The organism is Prauserella isguenensis, from assembly GCF_014191605.1.
GTDB classification, from domain to species: Bacteria; Actinomycetota; Actinomycetes; order Mycobacteriales; family Pseudonocardiaceae; genus Prauserella; species Prauserella isguenensis.
On sequence record NZ_JACHWU010000005.1, the window covers coordinates 131709 to 150290 of the forward strand.

Annotated in this window: 15 protein-coding genes and 1 pseudogene; 9 read left to right on the forward strand and 7 right to left on the reverse strand. The window is 72.2% G+C overall.

Translation table 11 applies throughout. The features are described from left to right. The first annotated feature begins 81 nt into the window (after nt 1–81). Nucleotides 82–696, forward strand: coding sequence for a hypothetical protein (locus FHS23_RS23820; RefSeq protein ID WP_343054092.1), 615 nt, complete (start codon nt 82–84; stop codon nt 694–696). Between the two features lie 6 nt (nt 697–702). On the opposite strand, the gene FHS23_RS19115 is transcribed toward FHS23_RS23820, so the two are convergent. Next, entirely contained in the window at nt 703–1365 is a 663-nt protein-coding gene (locus tag FHS23_RS19115) for a response regulator (protein ID WP_183657809.1), read from the reverse strand. Further along, entirely contained in the window at nt 1362–2519 is a 1158-nt protein-coding gene (locus FHS23_RS23350; RefSeq protein ID WP_183657812.1) for a sensor histidine kinase, read from the reverse strand. The genes FHS23_RS19115 and FHS23_RS23350 overlap by 4 nt, the downstream gene beginning before the upstream one ends. A gap of 159 nt (nt 2520–2678) precedes the next feature. Between FHS23_RS23350 and FHS23_RS19125 the strand changes: the two genes are divergently transcribed. Together FHS23_RS19125 and FHS23_RS19130 are read left to right on the forward strand one after the other, a co-directional pair. Further along, the gene (locus FHS23_RS19125) at nt 2679–3491 is read left to right on the forward strand and encodes an ABC transporter ATP-binding protein (protein WP_183657815.1); all 813 of its coding nucleotides are present in this window, start codon (nt 2679–2681) and stop codon (nt 3489–3491) included. After that, nucleotides 3488–4261 (forward strand): ABC transporter permease, encoded by a 774-nt coding sequence (locus FHS23_RS19130; RefSeq protein ID WP_183657818.1) that lies wholly within the window; start codon nt 3488–3490, stop codon nt 4259–4261. Before FHS23_RS19125 ends, FHS23_RS19130 begins: the two co-directional genes overlap by 4 nt. Here FHS23_RS19130 and FHS23_RS19135 read toward each other — a convergent pair whose 3' ends face one another. The 3 genes from FHS23_RS19135 to FHS23_RS19145 all read right to left on the reverse strand — a co-directional run bounded on the left by FHS23_RS19135 (nt 4262) and on the right by FHS23_RS19145 (nt 7730). Then, entirely contained in the window at nt 4262–5125 is an 864-nt protein-coding gene (locus FHS23_RS19135; RefSeq protein ID WP_343054096.1) for a glycosyltransferase family 2 protein, read from the reverse strand. A gap of 234 nt (nt 5126–5359) precedes the next feature. Beyond that, on the reverse strand, nt 5360–6490 hold the full coding sequence (locus FHS23_RS19140; protein WP_183658062.1) for a glycosyltransferase: 1131 nt from the start codon (nt 6488–6490) through the stop codon (nt 5360–5362). A 148-nt stretch (nt 6491–6638) separates the two neighbouring features. After that, complete coding sequence (locus FHS23_RS19145; protein WP_183657824.1) at nt 6639–7730, reverse strand: glycosyltransferase; 1092 nt, start codon at nt 7728–7730, stop codon at nt 6639–6641. A gap of 224 nt (nt 7731–7954) precedes the next feature. Between FHS23_RS19145 and FHS23_RS19150 the strand changes: the two genes are divergently transcribed. The 4 genes and pseudogenes from FHS23_RS19150 to FHS23_RS23355 all read left to right on the forward strand — a co-directional run. Continuing rightward, nucleotides 7955–8869, forward strand: a complete 915-nt coding sequence (locus FHS23_RS19150) for a glycosyltransferase family 2 protein (RefSeq protein ID WP_183657827.1) — start codon at nt 7955–7957, stop codon at nt 8867–8869. A gap of 29 nt (nt 8870–8898) precedes the next feature. Next, nucleotides 8899–11412 carry a glycosyltransferase gene (locus tag FHS23_RS19155; protein WP_183657830.1) on the forward strand — a complete coding sequence of 838 codons (2514 nt, stop codon included), beginning with the start codon at nt 8899–8901 and terminating at the stop codon, nt 11410–11412. After that, nucleotides 11405–12505, forward strand: a complete 1101-nt coding sequence (locus FHS23_RS19160) for a glycosyltransferase family 4 protein (protein WP_343054097.1) — start codon at nt 11405–11407, stop codon at nt 12503–12505. The genes FHS23_RS19155 and FHS23_RS19160 overlap by 8 nt, the downstream gene beginning before the upstream one ends. A gap of 128 nt (nt 12506–12633) precedes the next feature. Continuing rightward, nucleotides 12634–12858 (forward strand): annotated as a pseudogene (locus FHS23_RS23355) (SDR family NAD(P)-dependent oxidoreductase); the annotation flags it as partial. Between the two features lie 135 nt (nt 12859–12993). On the opposite strand, the gene rfbD reads toward FHS23_RS23355, so the two are convergent. Together rfbD and rfbB are read right to left on the reverse strand one after the other, a co-directional pair. Then, complete coding sequence (gene rfbD, locus FHS23_RS19165) at nt 12994–13908, reverse strand: dTDP-4-dehydrorhamnose reductase (RefSeq protein WP_183657832.1); 915 nt, start codon at nt 13906–13908, stop codon at nt 12994–12996. 41 nt (nt 13909–13949) lie between these two features. Beyond that, nucleotides 13950–14924 carry a dTDP-glucose 4,6-dehydratase gene (gene rfbB / locus FHS23_RS19170; RefSeq protein WP_183657836.1) on the reverse strand — a complete coding sequence of 325 codons (975 nt, stop codon included), beginning with the start codon at nt 14922–14924 and terminating at the stop codon, nt 13950–13952. Nucleotides 14925–15120: 196 nt separating this feature from the next. On the opposite strand from rfbB, the gene FHS23_RS19175 reads away from it, so the two are divergent. After that, entirely contained in the window at nt 15121–16806 is a 1686-nt protein-coding gene (locus FHS23_RS19175; protein WP_343054099.1) for an LCP family protein, read from the forward strand. A 46-nt stretch (nt 16807–16852) separates the two neighbouring features. Continuing rightward, on the forward strand, nt 16853–18571 hold the full coding sequence (locus tag FHS23_RS23825; protein WP_343054101.1) for an LCP family protein: 1719 nt from the start codon (nt 16853–16855) through the stop codon (nt 18569–18571). The last annotated feature ends 11 nt before the right edge of the window (nt 18572–18582 follow it).

Consider the following 18582-nt stretch of genomic DNA (forward strand, 5'->3'; position numbering starts at 1 on the left):
ACCGGAGGGCCTACCCTAGTGGCAGAATCCGGCGGCCCTTCCACCGAGAGGGCCTGGTCGAGCATCGGGGAGGGCGAGGGCATGGACCCCCGCGATCGAGCGGACGCCGTACTGGCTCGCGCGCAGCGGCGCTCGGGCGTGGTGACGCCGGACAACATGCAGTCACCGATGGACTCGGACGACACCCAGGTCATCCCGTCCTCGATCGTCCGCAACGCCGACCAGGACCCCGACGCCACCGCCAAGGTGCCCGCGTCGGTGATCGAGCGCAACGACGAGAGCCACCTCTCGCAGCCGTCACCGACCGTACCGCTGAACCAGCGCGAGGCCGCCGCACGCGCCGCCGCCGGACACGCCGCGTCCTCGCAGGACACCACTCCCCAGCAGACCTCGCCCCGGGACGCTGCGCCTGCGTTCGCGGAGAACGCGCGCACCCAGCCGCTGGCGACCCAGGGCGCCCAGCCGGTGGACACGGCGAACGCGCCGCCGGACATGACCTTCACCGGAGCGCCGGTCACGCCCGGCGCACAGAACGCCGGGGCCCAGAATCCGGCGGTTCAGAACACGGCGCAGCCCGCCACGGGCGACGACAACGGCCGTGCCGACGAGGCCTCGGGCGGCGGGTTCGTGCCGACGACGAAGGTCGAGCCGGGCAGCGGTACCTCCGAGCTGGCCCGCCGTCTCGAAGGCCTGTGACGCCGGTCAGCCGTCGCCGTCGGTGAGCAGCCCCAGCTCGAGCGCACGGAGCACGGCACGGGTGCGGTCGCGGACGTAGAGCTTCATCAGCACGTTCGACACATGGTTCTTCACGGTCCCCTCGGCGAGACCGGCGGCATCGGCGATCTCCCGGTTGTTGAAACCACCGGCCAGCAGTCGCAGGATCTCGAGTTCCCGGTCGGTCAGCGACTCCGGGACGGGCAGATCGGTGAACTCGGGAAACTCGCCCGACGCCTCCGTGGCACGGACGAGCCGTTCGGTGAGCGCGGGCTGCACCAGTGAACCGCCCCGGGCCAGCGTGCGGATGGCGTGCACGAGCCGGTCGAGTGTGACGTCCTTGAGCAGGTAGCCGCGCGCCCCGGCGCGGAGCGCCTTCAACACGAGCTCGTCGTCGTCGAAGGTCGTCAGCACCAGCGCGGGCACGTCGAACCCGCGGTCGCGCATCGCCTCGAGCGTGGCGATTCCGTCGCGTCGCGGCATGCGCAGGTCGAGCAGCAGCACGTCGGGGGGATCGCGGGTGAGCACCTCGAGGGCCTCGTCGCCGTCGCGGGCCTCGGCCACGATCGTGACGTCGTCGGCGAGCCCGAGCAGGCTGAGGATGCCCTGCCGGACGAGCGTCTGGTCGTCGACGACTCCGACGCGGATCACGGTGCGGCCACCGGAATCGCCGCGGGCGGTAGTTCCAGTTCGACGACGAATCCCTCGCGGCCGTCGAACGTGACCGAACCGCCGAGCTGTTCGGCGCGTTCGGTCAGCCCGGTGAGCCCGTGGCCGAGCCGCAACACCGACGCGCCGCGCCCGTCGTCGCGGGCACGCAGCACGACGCCGCCGTCGGCCCGGGAACGCACGTCGAGCCAGAGGTTGTCCGCGTCGGCATGGCGGATCGCGTTGGTGACGACCTCCTGCGCGCAGCGGACGAGCGCGGTGATCCGCTGTTCGTCGACCTCGACGTCGTCGGCGACCGTCAGGTGTCCGCGTGGGCGTGGCAGGTCGCGCACCACCGTCTCCAGTGCGGCGCGCAGTTCCGGCGGGCGTGACCGCAGCTCCCCCACCGTCGACCGGACGTCGCTGAGCAGTTCCTTGGCCAGCAGCCGCGCCCGTTCGACGTCGGCGCCCGCGGCGCCGCTCACCCGGTGCGACGCCGTCTCCAGTTGCAGTGCCAGCGCGGACAGCTTGTGCCCCAGCACGTCGTGCAGCTCCCGGGCGATGCGGAGGCGTTCCTGGGCCTGGCTCGACTCGGCGAGCAGCGCGGTGGCACTGCGCAGTTCGGTGTGGGCGACGGCGAGGCGTTCGTTGGCCTCCTGCTCGCGCTGTCCCGCCCAGGTCGTGAACAGGTAGAGCACCTGCAGCACGGCGTACAGGAACGTGCTCAGCAGCAGGTCGAGCGGACCGACCCCGTGCCACAGGCCCGCCGCGGCCACGACCACGGTGTTGCCCGCGACGATCCCCACGGCCAGCCGCGCCGACGCGTACTGCGCCGCGATCGCGGCCGCGAACACCAGCAGGATCGGCGTCACCCCGCGGTTGCCGGACAGCAGTACGATCCCGGCTCCGCAGGCCGTCGTGAGCAGCGCGCAGCTCACCACCCCGGCGCGGTGTCCCCGTGTGCCCGCGACCGCCGTCGCCACGAACGCCACGAGGAATCCGGCGTAGCACACCAGCCACAACCAGAACGGGCCGCGCGTGACCGGTTCCACGGCGGCGTCGCCGGAGAGCTCGACGACGACGATCGGCATCCCGACGATGAGGTAGATCGCCAGCCCCGCCGTCGCTGCCGCCACTTCGAGGCGTTCCTTGCCCATCCGCCGAGTCTAGAAGTGCGCCCCGGCGCGGGCACCTGCCGGAAGTCATGCCCGCGAGACGTGACCTTCGGCAGACGACAGCGCGCCCGCCGACTGCCTAATTTCACCGGTGACAGCAGGGCCGACCGGGCGAACCCGGCCTCACGGAAAGCGGGCGACATGGCCGTCATCGAGGTCAGAGACATCCACAAGCGCTACGGCGACACGGTCGCGGTCGACGGCGTCTGCTTCGACGTCGAAGCAGGCGAGATCTTCGGCGTGCTCGGCAGGAACGGGGCGGGCAAGACGACCACCGTCGAGATCATCGAAGGACTGCGCACCCCCGACTCCGGCCTGGTGCGGGTCCTCGGGCTCGACCCGGTGCGGGATCACAGGGCGCTGCGAACGGTGCTCGGGGTGCAGCTCCAGGAGGGGGCGCTGCCGGACAAGGCGACAGCGGGCGAGATGGTGCGGCTGTACCGGTCGTTCTACGCCGACGGCGCCGACCCGGACCGGCTGCTCGGCGAACTCGGGCTCGACGACAAGCGCGACACGTTCGTCGACGAGCTCTCCGGCGGGCAGCTGCAGCGGCTGTCGATCGCGTTGGCGCTCGTCGGCAAGCCACGCGTCGCGGTTCTCGACGAGCTCACCAGCGGGCTCGACCCGCGGGCCTGCCGCGACACGTGGGAGTTGATCGAGCAGGTGCGGGCCGCGGGCGTGACGATTCTGCTGGTCACGCACTTCATGGACGAGGCGCAACGGCTGTGCGACCGCATCGCCGTGTTCGACCGTGGGCGGATCGCCGCGCTGGACACACCCGACGGGCTCGTCGCGCGCACCCACGGTCGCGGCGGCGCGTCCCTCGACGAGGCGTTCCTCGCGATGACCGGCGCCGACGACGAGGGCGACGGACTCGACGACGTCCTCGGCGGTGCCGGGCTCGACGAGGCCGACCGTGCCCGCGGCGATGCGGACGGGCAGGTGTGGTCATGACGGACACCGTGACGCCTCCGCGAGGGCCGGGGCTGCGGGCGTGGCGAGCGCTCGTCGCGCACGAGGGACGCATGGTCCGCCGGGACACCGCGGGGCTGGTCATCCCGCTGGGCCTGCCGCTGCTGCTCCTGGTTATGAACGGCAGTGGCGACTCCCCTCCCGTGCCCGGCCTCGACGGCATGTCGCAGCAGCTCGCCTACGTGCTGCCCATGGTGATCGTGCTGACCATCGCCACCGTCGGCGTGATCAACATGCCGTCGTTCCTGGCGACCTACCGCCGCTACAAGATCCTCCGGCGGCTGGCCGTCACGCCGGCGCGGCCCTCGATGGTGCTGGTGGCGCAGGCCGTGGTCGGGCTGGCACAGGCGTTCGCCGGGATCGTGCTCGTCGTCGTGGCCGCGGCGGTGCTGTTCGGACTGTCCGCACCCGCGGACCCGCTCGGCCTCGTAGTCGCACTCGCGCTGACGACGACGGCGATGTTCGCGCTGGGCATGTTGGTCGCGGCGGTGTCCCCGACGCCGAACGCCGCGCTGGCGATCGGGCTCGTGTCGTTCTTCGTCCTGATGGCGCTGGGCGGCGGGTTCGGCCCCCGCGGCAATCTGCCCGACGGCGTCGCGGCCGTAGGCGCGTACCTGCCGTTCGGCGCCGGACTCGACACCCTGATGGCCGCGTGGACTGGCGGGCCACTCGACGTCGTCCAGCTCGGTGCGCTCGCCGGCGTCACCGTGGTCGCCGCGGCGGTGTCGGCGCGGCTGTTCCGCTGGGAGTGATCAGGCCCGGCGGGTCTCCAGCTTCAGCCGCAACTGCAGGCCGAGCTTCACGGCGGCGAGGAACGGCTTCCACCGGAGCCCGCGGTGCCGGTCGGCCAGGTAGCGGTACGCGCTGTCGTGGTGCACGGCGAGCATCGTCGCCGAGGCCTTCGACGTCGACTCCCCGCCGATGTGCATCACGGCCGCCGACGGTGCGTAGACGTTCAGCCACCCGGCCCTGGCGATGCGGTCCCCGAGGTCGACGTCCTCGAAGTACATGAAGTAGCGCGGGTCGAACCCGTCGACCGAGTCGAACGCCTCCCGGCGGATCAACTGGCACGACCCGGACAGCCAGCCCGCGGTGCGTTCGGTGGGCTCGCCGCTCTCCTGACGGTAGGCGCGGGTCCACGGGTTCGACGGCCAGATCTTGCCGAACACGGCGTGACCGATACCGCGCCCCGGCGACGGCAGCAGCCGCGCCGACGGGTACACCGACCCGTCGGGTTCGCGGATCAACGGACCGAACGCACCGCCGCGGGGCCACCGTGCGGTGACGGCGAGCAGCGCGTCCAACGAACCGGCGTCCCATTCGAGGTCCGGGTTGGCGACGACGACCCAGCCGACGTCGTCGCCGAGTTCGGCGACCCCGCGGTTGGCGGCGGCGCCGTAGCCGAGGTTCTGGCCCATGGGTACGAGCCGCACGTTCGCCCGCTCGGCCGCCTTCTCGGGCGCACCGTCGACGGACCCGTTGTCGGCGAGCACGACCTGCACGTCGCGGTCGGTCGCCGAGGCGAGGGTGTCGAGGAACCGTTCGAGGGTCGCGCCCGGGGAGTACGTCACGGTCACCACCGCGACGCCGTCACCGTAGGTCTTCGGCTCGGTCACGCGGACATTCTGCACCCGCCGCACCGGCGCACCCCGGATGCCCCCAAGGGCGGCATGGTGGCGTTCAGCGCGGCGGATCCCTGCCCTTGCGTCCACAACCACGCGGCACGTGTCCGATGTCGGGCGGGAGTGGGCGATCGGCCGGCGCGGCATGCCGAGCGCAGAGCACGCGTGTCGAGTGCAGGACACGCGGGCAGGGCCGGGTCGGGCGGGGTCGGGTCGGGCGGGGTCGGGTCAGTGCGGGAGGCGCGCGGCGTGGACGGCCCTGTCGTAGGCCTCACGGTGACGTTCGGCGGTGGAGCACCACGAGAAGTCCTTCGCCCTGCGTTGCGCGGCCGAGGCCAGGCGGGAGCGGCGCGCCGGGTCGTCGAGCAGGTCCCGCACCGCGGCCGCGACGTCGCCCGCACCGACCCCGCAGTAGGCCACGGCGTCGCCGCCCACCTCGGGCAGCGCCAGCCGCCGCGTCGTCAGCACACAGGCGCCCGACGCCATCGCCTCGAGCACCGGCAGCCCGAAGCCCTCGCCGAGACTCGGATACGCGACGAGCTCGCTGCCGCCCAGGAATCCGGCCAACGTGTCGAACGGCAGGTAACCGGCGCGGATGACGCGCAGCCGGTGCGGCACGGAGTCGAGCGCGGACTCGACCTGCCGGTCCCATCCGGGCTGGCCGGCGAGCACGAGTGCGGGCGGTTCCGGCATGTCCTCGACGGCGTGGGCGAACCCTCGTACGAGGGCGGGCACGTTCTTGCGCGGTTCGAGCGCGCCGAGGAACGCGACGTACGGCGTGGTGCCGAGGCCGACGGCGTCACGCGCGGCCTGCCGCTCCTCGGGCGACGGCACGTGGAACCGCTCCTCGTCGACGCCGTGGTGGATGACCTCGACGCGCGCGCCGGAGGCCGGGGCGACACGGGAGAGTTCCTCGGCGGTGGCGTCACTGGGTACGACGCACACGTCCGCTCGCCGCAGGGCGGTGGACGTCCACGCGCGGAAGAAGCGCGCCTTGACCGACGAGTGCAGCACCGGGTCGGTGAAGAACGTCGCGTCGTGCAGCGTCACCACCGATGCGGCGCGGCTGGCGAGCGGCATCGTGTAGTGCGGCGAGTGGACGACCTCGGCGCCGAGCCGTCCCACGAGCCGTGGCAGGGTGGCCTGCTCCCAGGTCAGGCGGGCCGTGCGGGTGGCGGTCGACTCGGCGGCGGGCACGATCTCCGCGTGCGGGGCGAGGCCTGCGTACAGCTCGGTGTCGCGCGGCTGGCACACCACGGAAATCGCCGCCCCGTCGGTGTCGAGGGCGGCGACCAGTGAGTCGACATATCTGCCGACGCCACCGCGGTCGGCAGGCACAGCGGTGGCGTCGATCAACACTCTGGGATCGGCCACCCGAGCAGGGTACGACTCCGGAAGTGACGTTTGTCGGGTGTTCGCCAAAATCACGGCGAGGTCACGGGGGCATCACGGCCGGTCAGCGGACTGTGGACCACTCCACTGCGGCCACCGGCCGTCGCAGGCTCACTCAGTCCCGGGACGACGTGTGCAGGCGCCAGATCGTCTCGGCGGCCGCACGCCACGTGAACGCCCGCGCACGCCCGCGCCCGGCACGTCCGAGTGCTGCCGCGAGGTCGCGGTCGGTCAGGACCTCCCGCAACGCCGCCGCGAGCGCGTCCTCGTCACCACGCGGTACGCACCGGCCCGCACCACCGGCGACCTCCACGAGCGCCGGCGCGTCCGAATGCACCACGGGCACCCCCTCGGCCATCGCCTCCAGCACGGGCAGGCCGAAGCCCTCGGCGAGGCTCGGCACTGCCAGCACGCTCGCCCCGCGCAGCACGGAGACGAGCGCTGCATCGGGAAGTGCGCCGAGCACGCGGAGCCGCTCGGGCGGCAGTCCTGCGTCGGCGGCGATGCGCCGCGGGTCCAGGCCACCCCAGCCGGGCTGCCCAGCCAGCACGAGCGCCGCGCCGTCGACGGCGGCCGTCGCCCGGATCAGCGCGTCGATGCCCTTGCGTGGTTCGACGGTGCCGATGGCGAGCACGTACCGCTCCGGAAGGTCCGGACGTGCGGCGCGGGCCGGGTCGGGTTCGGGCCACGTCGTCGTGCCGTGACCGACGACCCGCACCGGGGCGGGGCCGCTGACGTGGCGCGCGAGGTCGTCGGCCACGGTACGGGTGGGGACGACGACGGCGTCCGCGCGGTGCAGCGCGGTCGTGATCGCCGCGCGGTGCCAGGCGACGCCGCGCGGGGTGAGCGTGTCCGGGTGGGTCCACGGGACGGTGTCGTGCACGGTGACCGACAGCGTGCGGCCGCGCGGTGCGCGCGGCGGCGCCAGAGGTGTCGGTGCGTGGACCGCGTCGCCACCGGGCCACCAGGGCAGACCCCGCCGCCACAGTTCGGTCAGCACCCGGCGCGGCACCGGCAGTGTCCGCGGTCCCGCGACGCCGGGGATCCGCGCGGCCCCGACGTCCGCGTGCCGCGCGACGACCCCGCCCACCCGCCAGCCGTCCGGCGCTGTCTCCGCCAGCGCGCGCAGCAGCTCCGCCGTGTACCGGCCCGTCCCGCCCGGCACCGGTGCCAGCACCTGCTCGGCAACGACCGTCAACTCCCGCACGCGGCCATTCTGCCCCCGAGGGCACCGTGGGGCGTTGAGCGCAGTCACGCATCTGCGTACCCCTCGAAGGGCGGTGGCCGGGCCGGCGGGCGGGAGCCCCGAATGCTCCCCTCCTCATGGTCGGCGTCAGGCCAGGTCCAGCACCAGGATCGGCACCGGCCCCGACCCGGTTCACGCTCCGTCCCGCCTGCCGCCCGGCCGCGGCGCTCGCTACTGTGCTGTCCATGCCCGCCACCACCGTCGTCGTCGTGACGTGGCGCGGTGCGGCCCACCTCGGCGACTGCCTCGACGGGCTCGCCGCGCAGACACGTCCACACCGGACACTCGTGGTCGACAACGCCGCCGACGAGGCGACCCGGCGGGTCCTCGCCGAGCACCCGAGCGCACCCGAGGTGCTGCGGCTCGGCACCAACACGGGCTACGCGGGCGGCATCGCGGCGGCACTCGACGACGTCGAAACCGAGTTCGTGGCGTGGCTGAACGACGACGCGGTGCCCTCCCCCGGCTGGCTCGCCGACCTCGAAGCCGCCGCGGGCCCGGCCGTCGGTGCCGTCACCTCGCGGCTCGTCCGCCCCGACGGCACGGTGCAGTCCACCGGCGTCGGCCTCACCGCCGACGGCCACGGCCACGACCTCGCCGAGACCTCCGCACCCGCACCGTTCGGGTTCTGCGGCGGCGCCGCGCTCGTGCGCACGCGGGCGCTCCGCGACGTCGGCGGGGTCCCCGCCGAGTTCTTCTGCTACTACGAGGACACCGACACCTCCTGGCGGCTGCGCCTGGCCGGCTGGGCCGTCGCGGCCGTCCCGACCGGTGTCCACCACCGGCACGGCGCCAGCACCCGGCCCGGCTCCGCCGCCTTCCACCGGTGGAACGAGCGCAACCGCCTGCTGACACTGCTGCGCTGTGCTCCCGCGGGCGTCGCGCTGCGCGAACTCGCCCGGTTCGCCGCCCTGACGGCGCTTCTGCCGTTCCGCGGTCGCGCCGCTGCCGAAGCGGCCAACTTCGACCCGCGCCTGCGCCTGCGCGTACTGGCCGACATCGCCCTCCGGACACACTGGCTGTGGCGGACGCGGCGGGACGTCACGCGCCGTTCGACGGTCGGCCGAGGCTCCGTCTGGCGGCACTGGGCAGGCGGATAAGCTGGGGCGACTGAGGGGAAGGAGCGCCCGTGCCGCAGCAGGACCCGGCATCACCGCTGGTCTCGGTCGTCGTCGTGAACTACCGCGGCGCCGACGACACGATCACGTGCCTGCGCGCACTCGCCGAGCACGACTACCCGAACCTCGAGGTCATCTGCGTCGACAACGCCTCCGGTGGCGACGACGTGGCACGCATCCGCGAGGCGGCGCCGGACGTCCGGCTCGTCACGTCGTCCGCGAACCGTGGCTTCGCGGGCGGCTGCAACCTCGGCGCCCGCGAGGCGAACGGCACCGTGCTGGCCCTGCTCAACAACGACGCCCGGCCCGCACCCGGCTGGGTCGACGCCGCCGTGACGACACTGCGCGCCGAACCGACCGTGGGCGCGGTCGCGAGCAAGGTGCTCGACTGGGAAGGCACGGGCACCGACTTCGTCGACGCGGGGCTCACCTGGTTCGGCATGGGCTACAAGCGCCACGCGGGTGGGCCGATCGCCGACGTACCGCGCGGTGAACACGAGGTCGCCAAGGATGTGCTGTTCGCGACCGGGTCGGCGATGTTCGTGCGCTCGTCGGTGTTCGCCGAGCTCGGCGGATTCGACGAGCGCTTCTTCATGTTCTACGAGGACGTCGACCTCGGCTGGCGGCTGAACCTGCGCGGCTGGCGTGTGCGCTACGTGCCGGAATCGCTGACCTACCACCGACACCACGCCACCATGTCCGAAGTGGACTCGCCGGACAGCGGCAGGGAGACGTTCCTGCTGGAACGCAACGCCCTGGCCGCGCTGTACAAGAACGCCTCGGACGAGACCCTCGCCCGCGCGCTGCCCGCGGCGCTGGCGCTGACCGTGCGCAGGGCCACCGCACGCGGCGAGCTGGACCCGGCGAAGCTGGACCTCGAACACGGCACCGGCCCCGCCGAGACGGCGGCCGTGCCGGTGCCGCGCAGCACCCTCGCCGGAGTCCTGGCGATCGACCGGTTCGTCGAACAGCTGCCCTCGCTGGCCGAGTCGCGCGCCACCGAACAGGCCGCGCGCGTCCGCACCGACGCCGACCTGCTTCCGTTGCTGCGCAACGCGCTCGAACCCGCCTACCCACTCCCCGACTACCTCGCCGCCCACGACATCCTCGTCGAGGCGTTCGGCATCGAGCGGGCGTTCGGCACCCGCCGGAAGGTGCTGGTACTCACCGGCGACGCGATCACCGAGCGCATGGCGGGCCCGGCGATCCGCGCCTGGAACATCGCCGAGGTCCTCTCCGGCGAACACGACGTCCGGCTCGTCACGGTCAACCCGCTCGCCGAACCGCCACCCGCCCCGTTCCCCGTGAGCGCCGCCCGCAGGCGTGACCTGCGCGAGCCGATCGGCTGGGCCGACGTCGTCATCCTGCAGGGCCATGTACTCGAAATGGCCCCAGCGCTGCAGTCCGAGTACGCGCACAAGGTCGTCGTGTGCGACCTGTACGACCCGATGCATCTCGAACTGCTCGAACAGACCAAGGACGTTCCCGACGACCGCCGCGCCGCCGACCTGGAAGGCGTCACGCGCGTGCTGGACGCCCAGCTGCAGCGCGGTGACTTCTTCCTGTGCGCATCGGAGCGCCAGCGGCACCTGTGGCTCGGCCACCTCGCCGCCACCGGCAGGCTCACCCCACGGCTCTACGACGCCGACCCGACGACGCAGTCGCTGCTGTCGGTCGTCCCGTTCGGGCTGTCGGCCCGCCCCCCGGAACGCACCGGCGCGGGCCTGCGTTCGTCGCTCGGACTGTCCGAGAGCGACCGTGTCGTGCTGTGGGCCGGCGGCGTGTACAGCTGGTTCGACCCGCTGACGCTCGTGCGAGCCGTGGAACGTCTCAGCACACGGCACGACGACGCACGCCTCGTCTTCCTCGGTATGAAGCACCCGAACCCCGAGGTGACCGACATGGACATCGGCGCGCAGACCATGCGCCTGTCCGATTCCCTCGGTCTCACCGACAAGCACGTGTTCTTCAACGAACAGTGGGTGCCCTACGACGACCGGCAGAACTGGCTCCTCGACGCCCACTGCGGCGTCACGACGCATTTCGAGCACATCGAGACGACGTTCGCGTTCCGCACCCGCGTGCTGGACTACCTCTGGGCCGGCCTGCCGATCATCACGACCGACGGCGACGCGTTCGCCGATCTCGTGCGGCGCGAACGGCTCGGTGTCGTCGTCCCGGCCGAGGACACCGACGCGCTCGCCGACGCGCTGGAGAAGTGCCTGTACGACACGGAGTTCGCCGACGGCTGCCGCGAACGCATCGCCGCGGTCGCCGAGCGGTACACGTGGCCGAACGTGCTCGACCCGCTCGTGCGGTTCGTCCGTGACCCGCGTCCCGCCGCCGATCGACTGGCCGGCGCCGCCGACCTCACGGCGGAACCACCGCTGAACCGGGCCCAGAAGTTGCGGCGCGACGCGGCACTGGTCAAGGAGTACCTCGCCGACGGTGGGCCGACGGAACTGGCCCGCAGGGCGGCGGGGCGCGTACGCAAGGTCGTCCGGACGAGGACGGGTCGTGACTGAGCGCGGCGGCGGACCGTTGCGGGTGCTGCTCGACGGCACCCCGCTGCTGGGTGACCGGACGGGTATCGGCCGGTACACCGCGTCGCTGTCCGAGGAACTCGCCTCCCTCACCGATGACGTCGACCTGCGCGCCGTCGCGTTCACGCTGCGAGGCTGGCGGAAACTGCGCACGGTCCTGCCGCACGACGTCGCCGCGCGTGGCATGCCCGTCCCCGCACGGATCCTGCGGAAGATGTGGGTGCGCTCGTCGTTCCCGCCCGTGAGCCTGTTCGCGGGTCGCTACGACGTCGTGCACGGCACGAACTTCGTACTGCCGGGCAGTGTGCGCGGCGCGGGCGTGCTGACGATCCACGATCTGGCGTTCCTCGACACCCCGGAGGCACTGCCGCCCAGCGACGCGGAACTGCCCGAACTGGTCCGCCGCGGTGCCCGGCGGGCGCACGTGATCTGCACCCCGACGACCGCCATCGCCGACGCCGTCGCGGAGCGCCTCGACGTCGACCGCGGCAAGATCGTCGTCACGCCGCTCGGCGTCGACGCGGGCTGGTTCACCGGACGGCCGCCGAGCCCGCGAACCCGCCAGCGACTCGGCCTGCCGTCGCGGTACCTGTTGTTCGCGGGTGCACCGGGACCCCGCAAAGGCCTCGACTGGCTGCTCAAGGCACACGCCGCCGACCCGTCGCTGCCGCCGTTGGTGTTCGCGGGTCCCGGCCGGTTTCCGCACGGCGAGCGGCGTCACCAGGTCGGCTATCTGTCCGATGTAGACCTGCAAGGTGTGGTGGCGGGCGCGTCGGCGCTGGTGCTGCCGTCACGGGACGAAGGATTCGGACTGCCGGTTCTCGAAGCCATGGCATGCGACACCCCCGTGGTGTGCTCCGACGTGCCCGCGCTCCGCGAGGTGTCGGCCGGCCTGGCGCATCTCGCGCCCTACGGCGACGTCGACGCGCTCGCCGCCGAACTACGCGCCGCTGTCGACGAACCCAACGCCGCGTCGACCGCCGCCACGCGCCGCGCCCACGCGGGCAACTTCACGTGGCTCCGTTGCGCCGAAACCACCCTGAGCGCCTACCGCAAGGCGACCGGCACCCCCTGACCCCCCGTGTTGCGGATTCCGGGGCCCGTGTTGCGGATTCCGGGGACCGTGTTCTGCACTCATGACGGCGCCCGCCGCCGGAGCGCGGTCTCCCGCCCGCAGCGAATCCCGTCCAGCACGACGTCCACGTAGCCGACGGCATCGCGGCCGCCCTCTCCGGTGTTCCGCCAGCAGGGCCGCGGCCATCTCGCCACCACCGGGTCGACGGCGGGCCTTCGGATCGTTCCCGGGCAAGGGGTGTATGCCGGCACCGAGAACGCCGCTCGGATCCTGCTCGAAGCACTGCGCCAGGAATCGACGGACGGCGCACTACGGACAACTCCGTGTCGCCGGGATACGTCGACACCGAACTGGCCGGCACGCAGCCACCTCACGGTCCTCGAACCCGCAACACGGGCCCCGGAGAACGCAACACGGCTCCCGGAATCCGCAACACGGGCCCCGGAAAGGGCAACACGCGGGCCTGAGTGCAGGACACACGAGGAGGGTTACTGGTCGACGAGGGCGCTGCGGTGGTCGGCGGCGAAGGCGGACAGTGCCTCCCGCCAGGGGCGCAACGGTGTCAGGCCCGCCTCGCGCCATGCGGCGTTCGACAGCACCGAGTACGCAGGCCGCGGCGCCGGCCGGGGGTGGTCGGCCGTCGTGCACGGTGACACGCGGTCGGGGTCCGCACCGACCTCCTCGAACACGGCGCGCGCGAACTCGTACCACGTGGTGTCGCCGCCGCCGGTGCAGTGCAGCACCCGCCGCTCCGGCGCATTGCCGCCGGTCACGGCGGAAGCCAGCTCCAGCAATCCCGACGCGAGGTCGGCCGTCCACGTGGGACTACCTCGCTGGTCGTCCACAACGGACGGATCGATGCCCTCGGAGGCGAGTCGTGCCATCGTCTTGACGAAGTTTCCGCCGCCCGCGCCGTACACCCAGGCGGTGCGCACGATCCACGCCCGCGCGCCGGAGCCGAGCACGGCGTCCTCGCCCGCTGCCTTGGTACGCCCGTAGGCGCTGCGCGGCCCGAGCGGCGCATCCGGCTCGTACGGGGTGTCGGCGTCGCCGCTGAACACGTAGTCCGTCGACACATGCAGCAACGGCACCCGCCTCGACGCGCACACGGCGGCCAGCACGCGCGGCCCGTCGACGTTCACGGCGAACGCGCGCTGCTCGTCGTCCTCGGCGGCGTCGACGGCCGTGTACGCCGCCGCGTTGATCACCACCGGTGCCCGGCCCTCGCCGCGAGCCTCGTCCACCAGCCGTGACACGCCCTCGAGCACGGCGCCGGGCCTGGTGACGTCCAGCTCCGCCGAGCCGGGGGCTCGGACGACGGCGCCGCGCTCCTCGCCGACGGCCGACAGGTCCTTCCCGAGCTGGCCCGATCCTCCGGGCACCAGCACCGCGAGGCGGCTCATCCGATCACCTCAAACAACGACAGCGGCAGGCGACGCGTGCGTCACCGGTTCTTCAACGGCTCCCACCACGCACGGTTCTCGGCATACCACCGCACCGTGTCGGCGAGTCCGGTCTCGAAATCGATGCGGGGACGATAACCCAGTTCGGTACCGATCTTGGTGATGTCGACCGAATAACGGCGATCGTGACCCTTGCGGTCCTCGACGGGCCGCACCATCTCCCAACCGGCTCCGACGGCCCTGAGCAGGCGTTCGGTGAGCTCACGATTGGTCAGCTCCGTGCCGCCGCCGATGTTGTAGATCTCGCCGGCCCTGCCCGATGCGGCCACGAGGGCGATACCCCGACAGTGGTCGTCGATGTGCAGCCAGTCGCGCACGTTGAGCCCGTCGCCGTACAGCGGCACCTGTTCACCGTCGAGCAGGTTCGTCACGAACAGCGGGACGACCTTCTCCGGGAACTGATACGGACCGTAGTTGTTCGAGCACCGTGTGATGCACACGTCGAGGCCGTACGTGCGGTGGAAGGAGCGGGCGAGCAGGTCGGACGAGGCCTTGGACGCCGAGTACGGCGAGTTCGGCAGCAGCGGGTGGTCCTCCGGCCACGAGCCCTCCTCGATCGAGCCGTACACCTCGTCGGTGGACACGTGGACGAAGCGGCCCACACGGGCCTCGAGCGCCGCCTGCAGCAGCGTCTGCGTGCCCGCCACGTTGGTGATCACGAAGTCCGCGGACCCGGCGATCGAGCGGTCCACATGCGACTCGGCGGCGAAGTGCACCACGAGGTCCACACCACGCATGACCTCGGTGACGACGCCGGCGTCGCAGATGTCGCCGCGCACGAACCGCAGTCGCGGGTTGTCGGCGACCGGGTCCAGATTGGCCTCGTTGCCTGCGTACGTCAGTTTGTCCAGCACGACGACCTCGGCGTCGGCCAGCTCCGGGTAGGCCCCGCCTAGCGTCTGCCGGACGAAGTGCGACCCGATGAACCCGGCGCCGCCCGTGACGAGCACCCGCATGTGTCCTCCCATACCTCTGACCGGCGTGAACGTTCCCGCCCACGCCCGCCGCCTCGCCGTACACCGCAACCTGCCGGTTGAACCCTCCGGAAGGAGGGAAATCGACAACAAGGTCACAACGGCTTCGCGGCCGAACAAGCGTTACACACGGCGATCAGTAGTGTGAGAAGTGGCAGCCATCCGGGGAGGAGCTACAGTGACCGACTGGCCGGGGACAGCGGTCGTGGCCGGCTCCCGCCGACAGCGCAGCAGGTGGCGGAAGCGCAATCGGTGGAGACAACGCCGCCGGCAGGACGGCGGTCGCGGCGACGCGAGCGCGTCGGGTGACGGCGGGACCGGACGACGGCGCGGCGCGGCCACGTGGGCGCGGCGGGGCGGCAAGACCGTCGTCGCGCTGGTCTCGACGGTCGTCATGGTCGTGTCCTGGTACGGGTGGCAGTTCATCGGCGACGTCAACTCCGGCCTGTCGACCACCGACGTCTTCGGCGACGACCGGGTGGCGGCGGCCCCGATGGACGGCGCCATCGACATCCTCCTCGTCGGCCAGGACAGCCGCACCGACGCGCACGGCGACCCGCTGCCCCGCGACGTCCTCGACAAGCTCCACGCGGGCGACGCGGACGGCGAACGCCAGACCGACACGATGATCCTGGTGCACATCCCGCAGGACGGGCGCGGCGCCGTGGCCATCTCGTTCCCCCGTGACGCGTGGGTCGACCTCGCCAACGAGTACGGCACGCACAAGCTCAACAGCGCGTTCGGCCGCGCCTACACCTACACGTCGAAACAGCTGCACAACGAGGGCGAACTCGACGACGACGAGATCGCGGACCGCGCCCGGGTCGCGGGTCGTAAGAACCTCATCGCCTCGATCGAGAAGCTCATCGATCGACCGGGCATGATCGACCGCTACGCCGAGGTCAACCTCGCCAGCTTCTACGAGATCACCAAGACGCTCGGCGGCGTGGACGTATGCCTGAAGAACGACGTCCACGAGGAGCGCTCGGGCGTCGATCTCAGTGCGGGCGAGCACTCGCTGAAAGGTGTCGAGGCGCTCGCGTTCGTGCGGCAGCGCTACGGCCTGCCGAACGGTGATCTCGACCGGATCGCGCGGCAGCAGGCGTTCCTGTCCGGCCTGGTGCGGAAGATGCTCTCGTCGGACGTGCTGTTCGACCCGGCCAAGATCAGCGAGGTCGTGGAGGCGGTGCAGTCGTCGGTGGTGCTCTCCGAGGACTGGGACCTCATGCAGTTCGCCGCCCAGATGCGGAACCTGTCGAGCGGCAACATCGAGTTCCGGACGATCCCGGTGGAGGGCAACGCGCGGTTCGGCGACACCTCGGCCTTGGAGCTCGACGTCGACGCGGTGCGTTCGTTCGTCGACGAGGTCGTCGGTGAGCAGGAACAGGACGAGACCGCCGCGCCCGATGTGGACACGGGGAAGTACACGGTGGACGTCTACAGCGGGTCGTCCGCTCCCGAGCACGGCGAGTCCGTACGGTCACTGTTGCGTGAGCACGGCTTCCAGGGCGAAGGTTCGGCCTATGTGGACGGTGTGACCGAACCGCTGGTCCGGCACGCTCCCGGAGAGTCCGACGCCGCGGAGGCCGCCGCGGAACTGCTCGGACCCGACGTCACGGTCGAGGAGGATCCGGCGCTTCCCGAGGGCGAACTCGAAGTGCACGTCGACGCCGGCTTCGGCCCCGGGAAGGCCGAGAGCGGCACCGCCCCGAGCGGCCGGGTGGCCCCGGCGTCGCTGTCGGATCCGGCCGCGGCGAGCGCCGGGCCGAGGCACGGGCCGCTACAGCCCGCGCCGGCGCAATCGGATGAATCCGATGAGCCGACCGAACCCATCACCGCCGGTGACGTCCCCTGCGTGAACTAGGCTTACGCCAGGCCTGAGCAGCACACGCCGGATGGGGAGGGGCCGCGTGAACGAGCGCGAGGAGTGGGACGCCGAGCGCCGGGGCTCCGAGGACGGGAACGACTCCGCGGACAGGGGTGACACACCGCGGACAGGACCCGGCGTCGGCACCGGGGCACGCGACGTCGAGGGGGACGAACGCGCCGGGGTCGACAGCGCCGCGGACGATAGCGCCGCGGACGGGGGCGCCGGCGGCGCGGACGGAGGCGCCGCGGACGGGGGCGCCGGAGACGCGGACATCGAAGGTGCGGACAGCCGAACCCAGGACGCCGGAACCGCCGGAACCGCCGGTTCGGCGGGTGCCGGAGCACCCGGTGGACGGCCGCGGCCCACACCGCATCGCCGCAGCCCGGTGACGAGCGCCGCAGCGGGCACGGCAGCCGCCACGACCACGACCACCACCGCCGCACAGCCCCGCGGCGGCGGGCTCCGCCGCACGGGCCGCGTCGCGGGGCGCACGTTCGTGACGCTGCTGTCGGTGATCGCACTCGGCGTCACCGGCTACGCATACGCCCGGCTCGACCAGCTCCACGACGCCATCGAGACCACGGACGCCCTCGACGACTGGCACTACGAGTCGAGCGGCGACGAGCAGGCCCCGCCACCGCCCCCGAAGGACGACGGTGCGACCGACATCCTGCTGGTGGGCGCCGACTCCCGTACGGACATGCAGGGCAATCCGCTACCACTGTCGGTGCTCAAGGCGTTGCGCACGGAGAGCACCAACGGCATCAAGACCGACACGATGATCATCCTGCGGATCCCGAAGGACGGCGGCGACCCGGTCGGCGTGTCCGTCCCCCGCGACACGTGGGTCGACGTGCCGCACGGCGGCAAGGACAAGGTCAACTCGGCGTACGGCGCGGCGAAGAGCGACGAATGGCAACGGCTGCAGGCCGAGGGGGTCGCCGACAGAGCGCAGCTCGAACGGGACTCCAACCAGGCGGGCAGGCGCGCACTGGTGCGCACGTTGCAGGACTTCACGCAGATCCACATCGACCACTACGCCGAGATCAACCTGCTCGGGTTCTACCTGCTCACCGAGTCGATCGGCGGCGTCGAGGTGTGCCTGAACGCGCCGACGAAGGACAAGGATTCGGGCGCGGACTTCGAGGCCGGCGTACAGACGGTGACCGGCGGCGAGGCGCTGTCGTTCGTCCGGCAGCGCAAGAACCTCCCCAACGGCGACCTCGACCGCATCGTGCGACAGCACACGTTCCTGTCGTCGGCACTGAACAAGGCGATGTCGACGGGGACGCTGACCGATCCGGACAAGTTGTCGGACCTCATCGACACGGTCCGCCGGTCGCTGGTGCTCGACCCGGACCTCGACGTCCTCGGGTTCGCGCAGCAGGCCAAGGACCTGCTCGGCGGCGGACTGGAGTTCGAGACGATCCCGGTCACCGACGTCGCCGCCCGCAGCGACGGCGGGCAGAGCATCGTGACGGTCGACGTGCAGCAGGTGCGGTCGTTCGTGCGCGGCCTGGTGAACGGGAACGGCGAGGCGCGCGGGGACGCCGGCGGTTCGGGCGGCCCCTCGAACGGCGGCGGGGAGTCCCCGGCCGCGCCGAACGCCGCCGACGACGAGCCCGCCCCGAACGGGGGCGGTGCGGCCGCGGGCGGCACGGCGCACGGTGTCGCCCGAGCCGGGGCACTCGAACGTCATGTGCTCAGCCGTGGTGAGGCGCTGGGTCAGGCGTCCGCCGAGGTCCCCTGCGTCAACTGAGGCACCGGGCA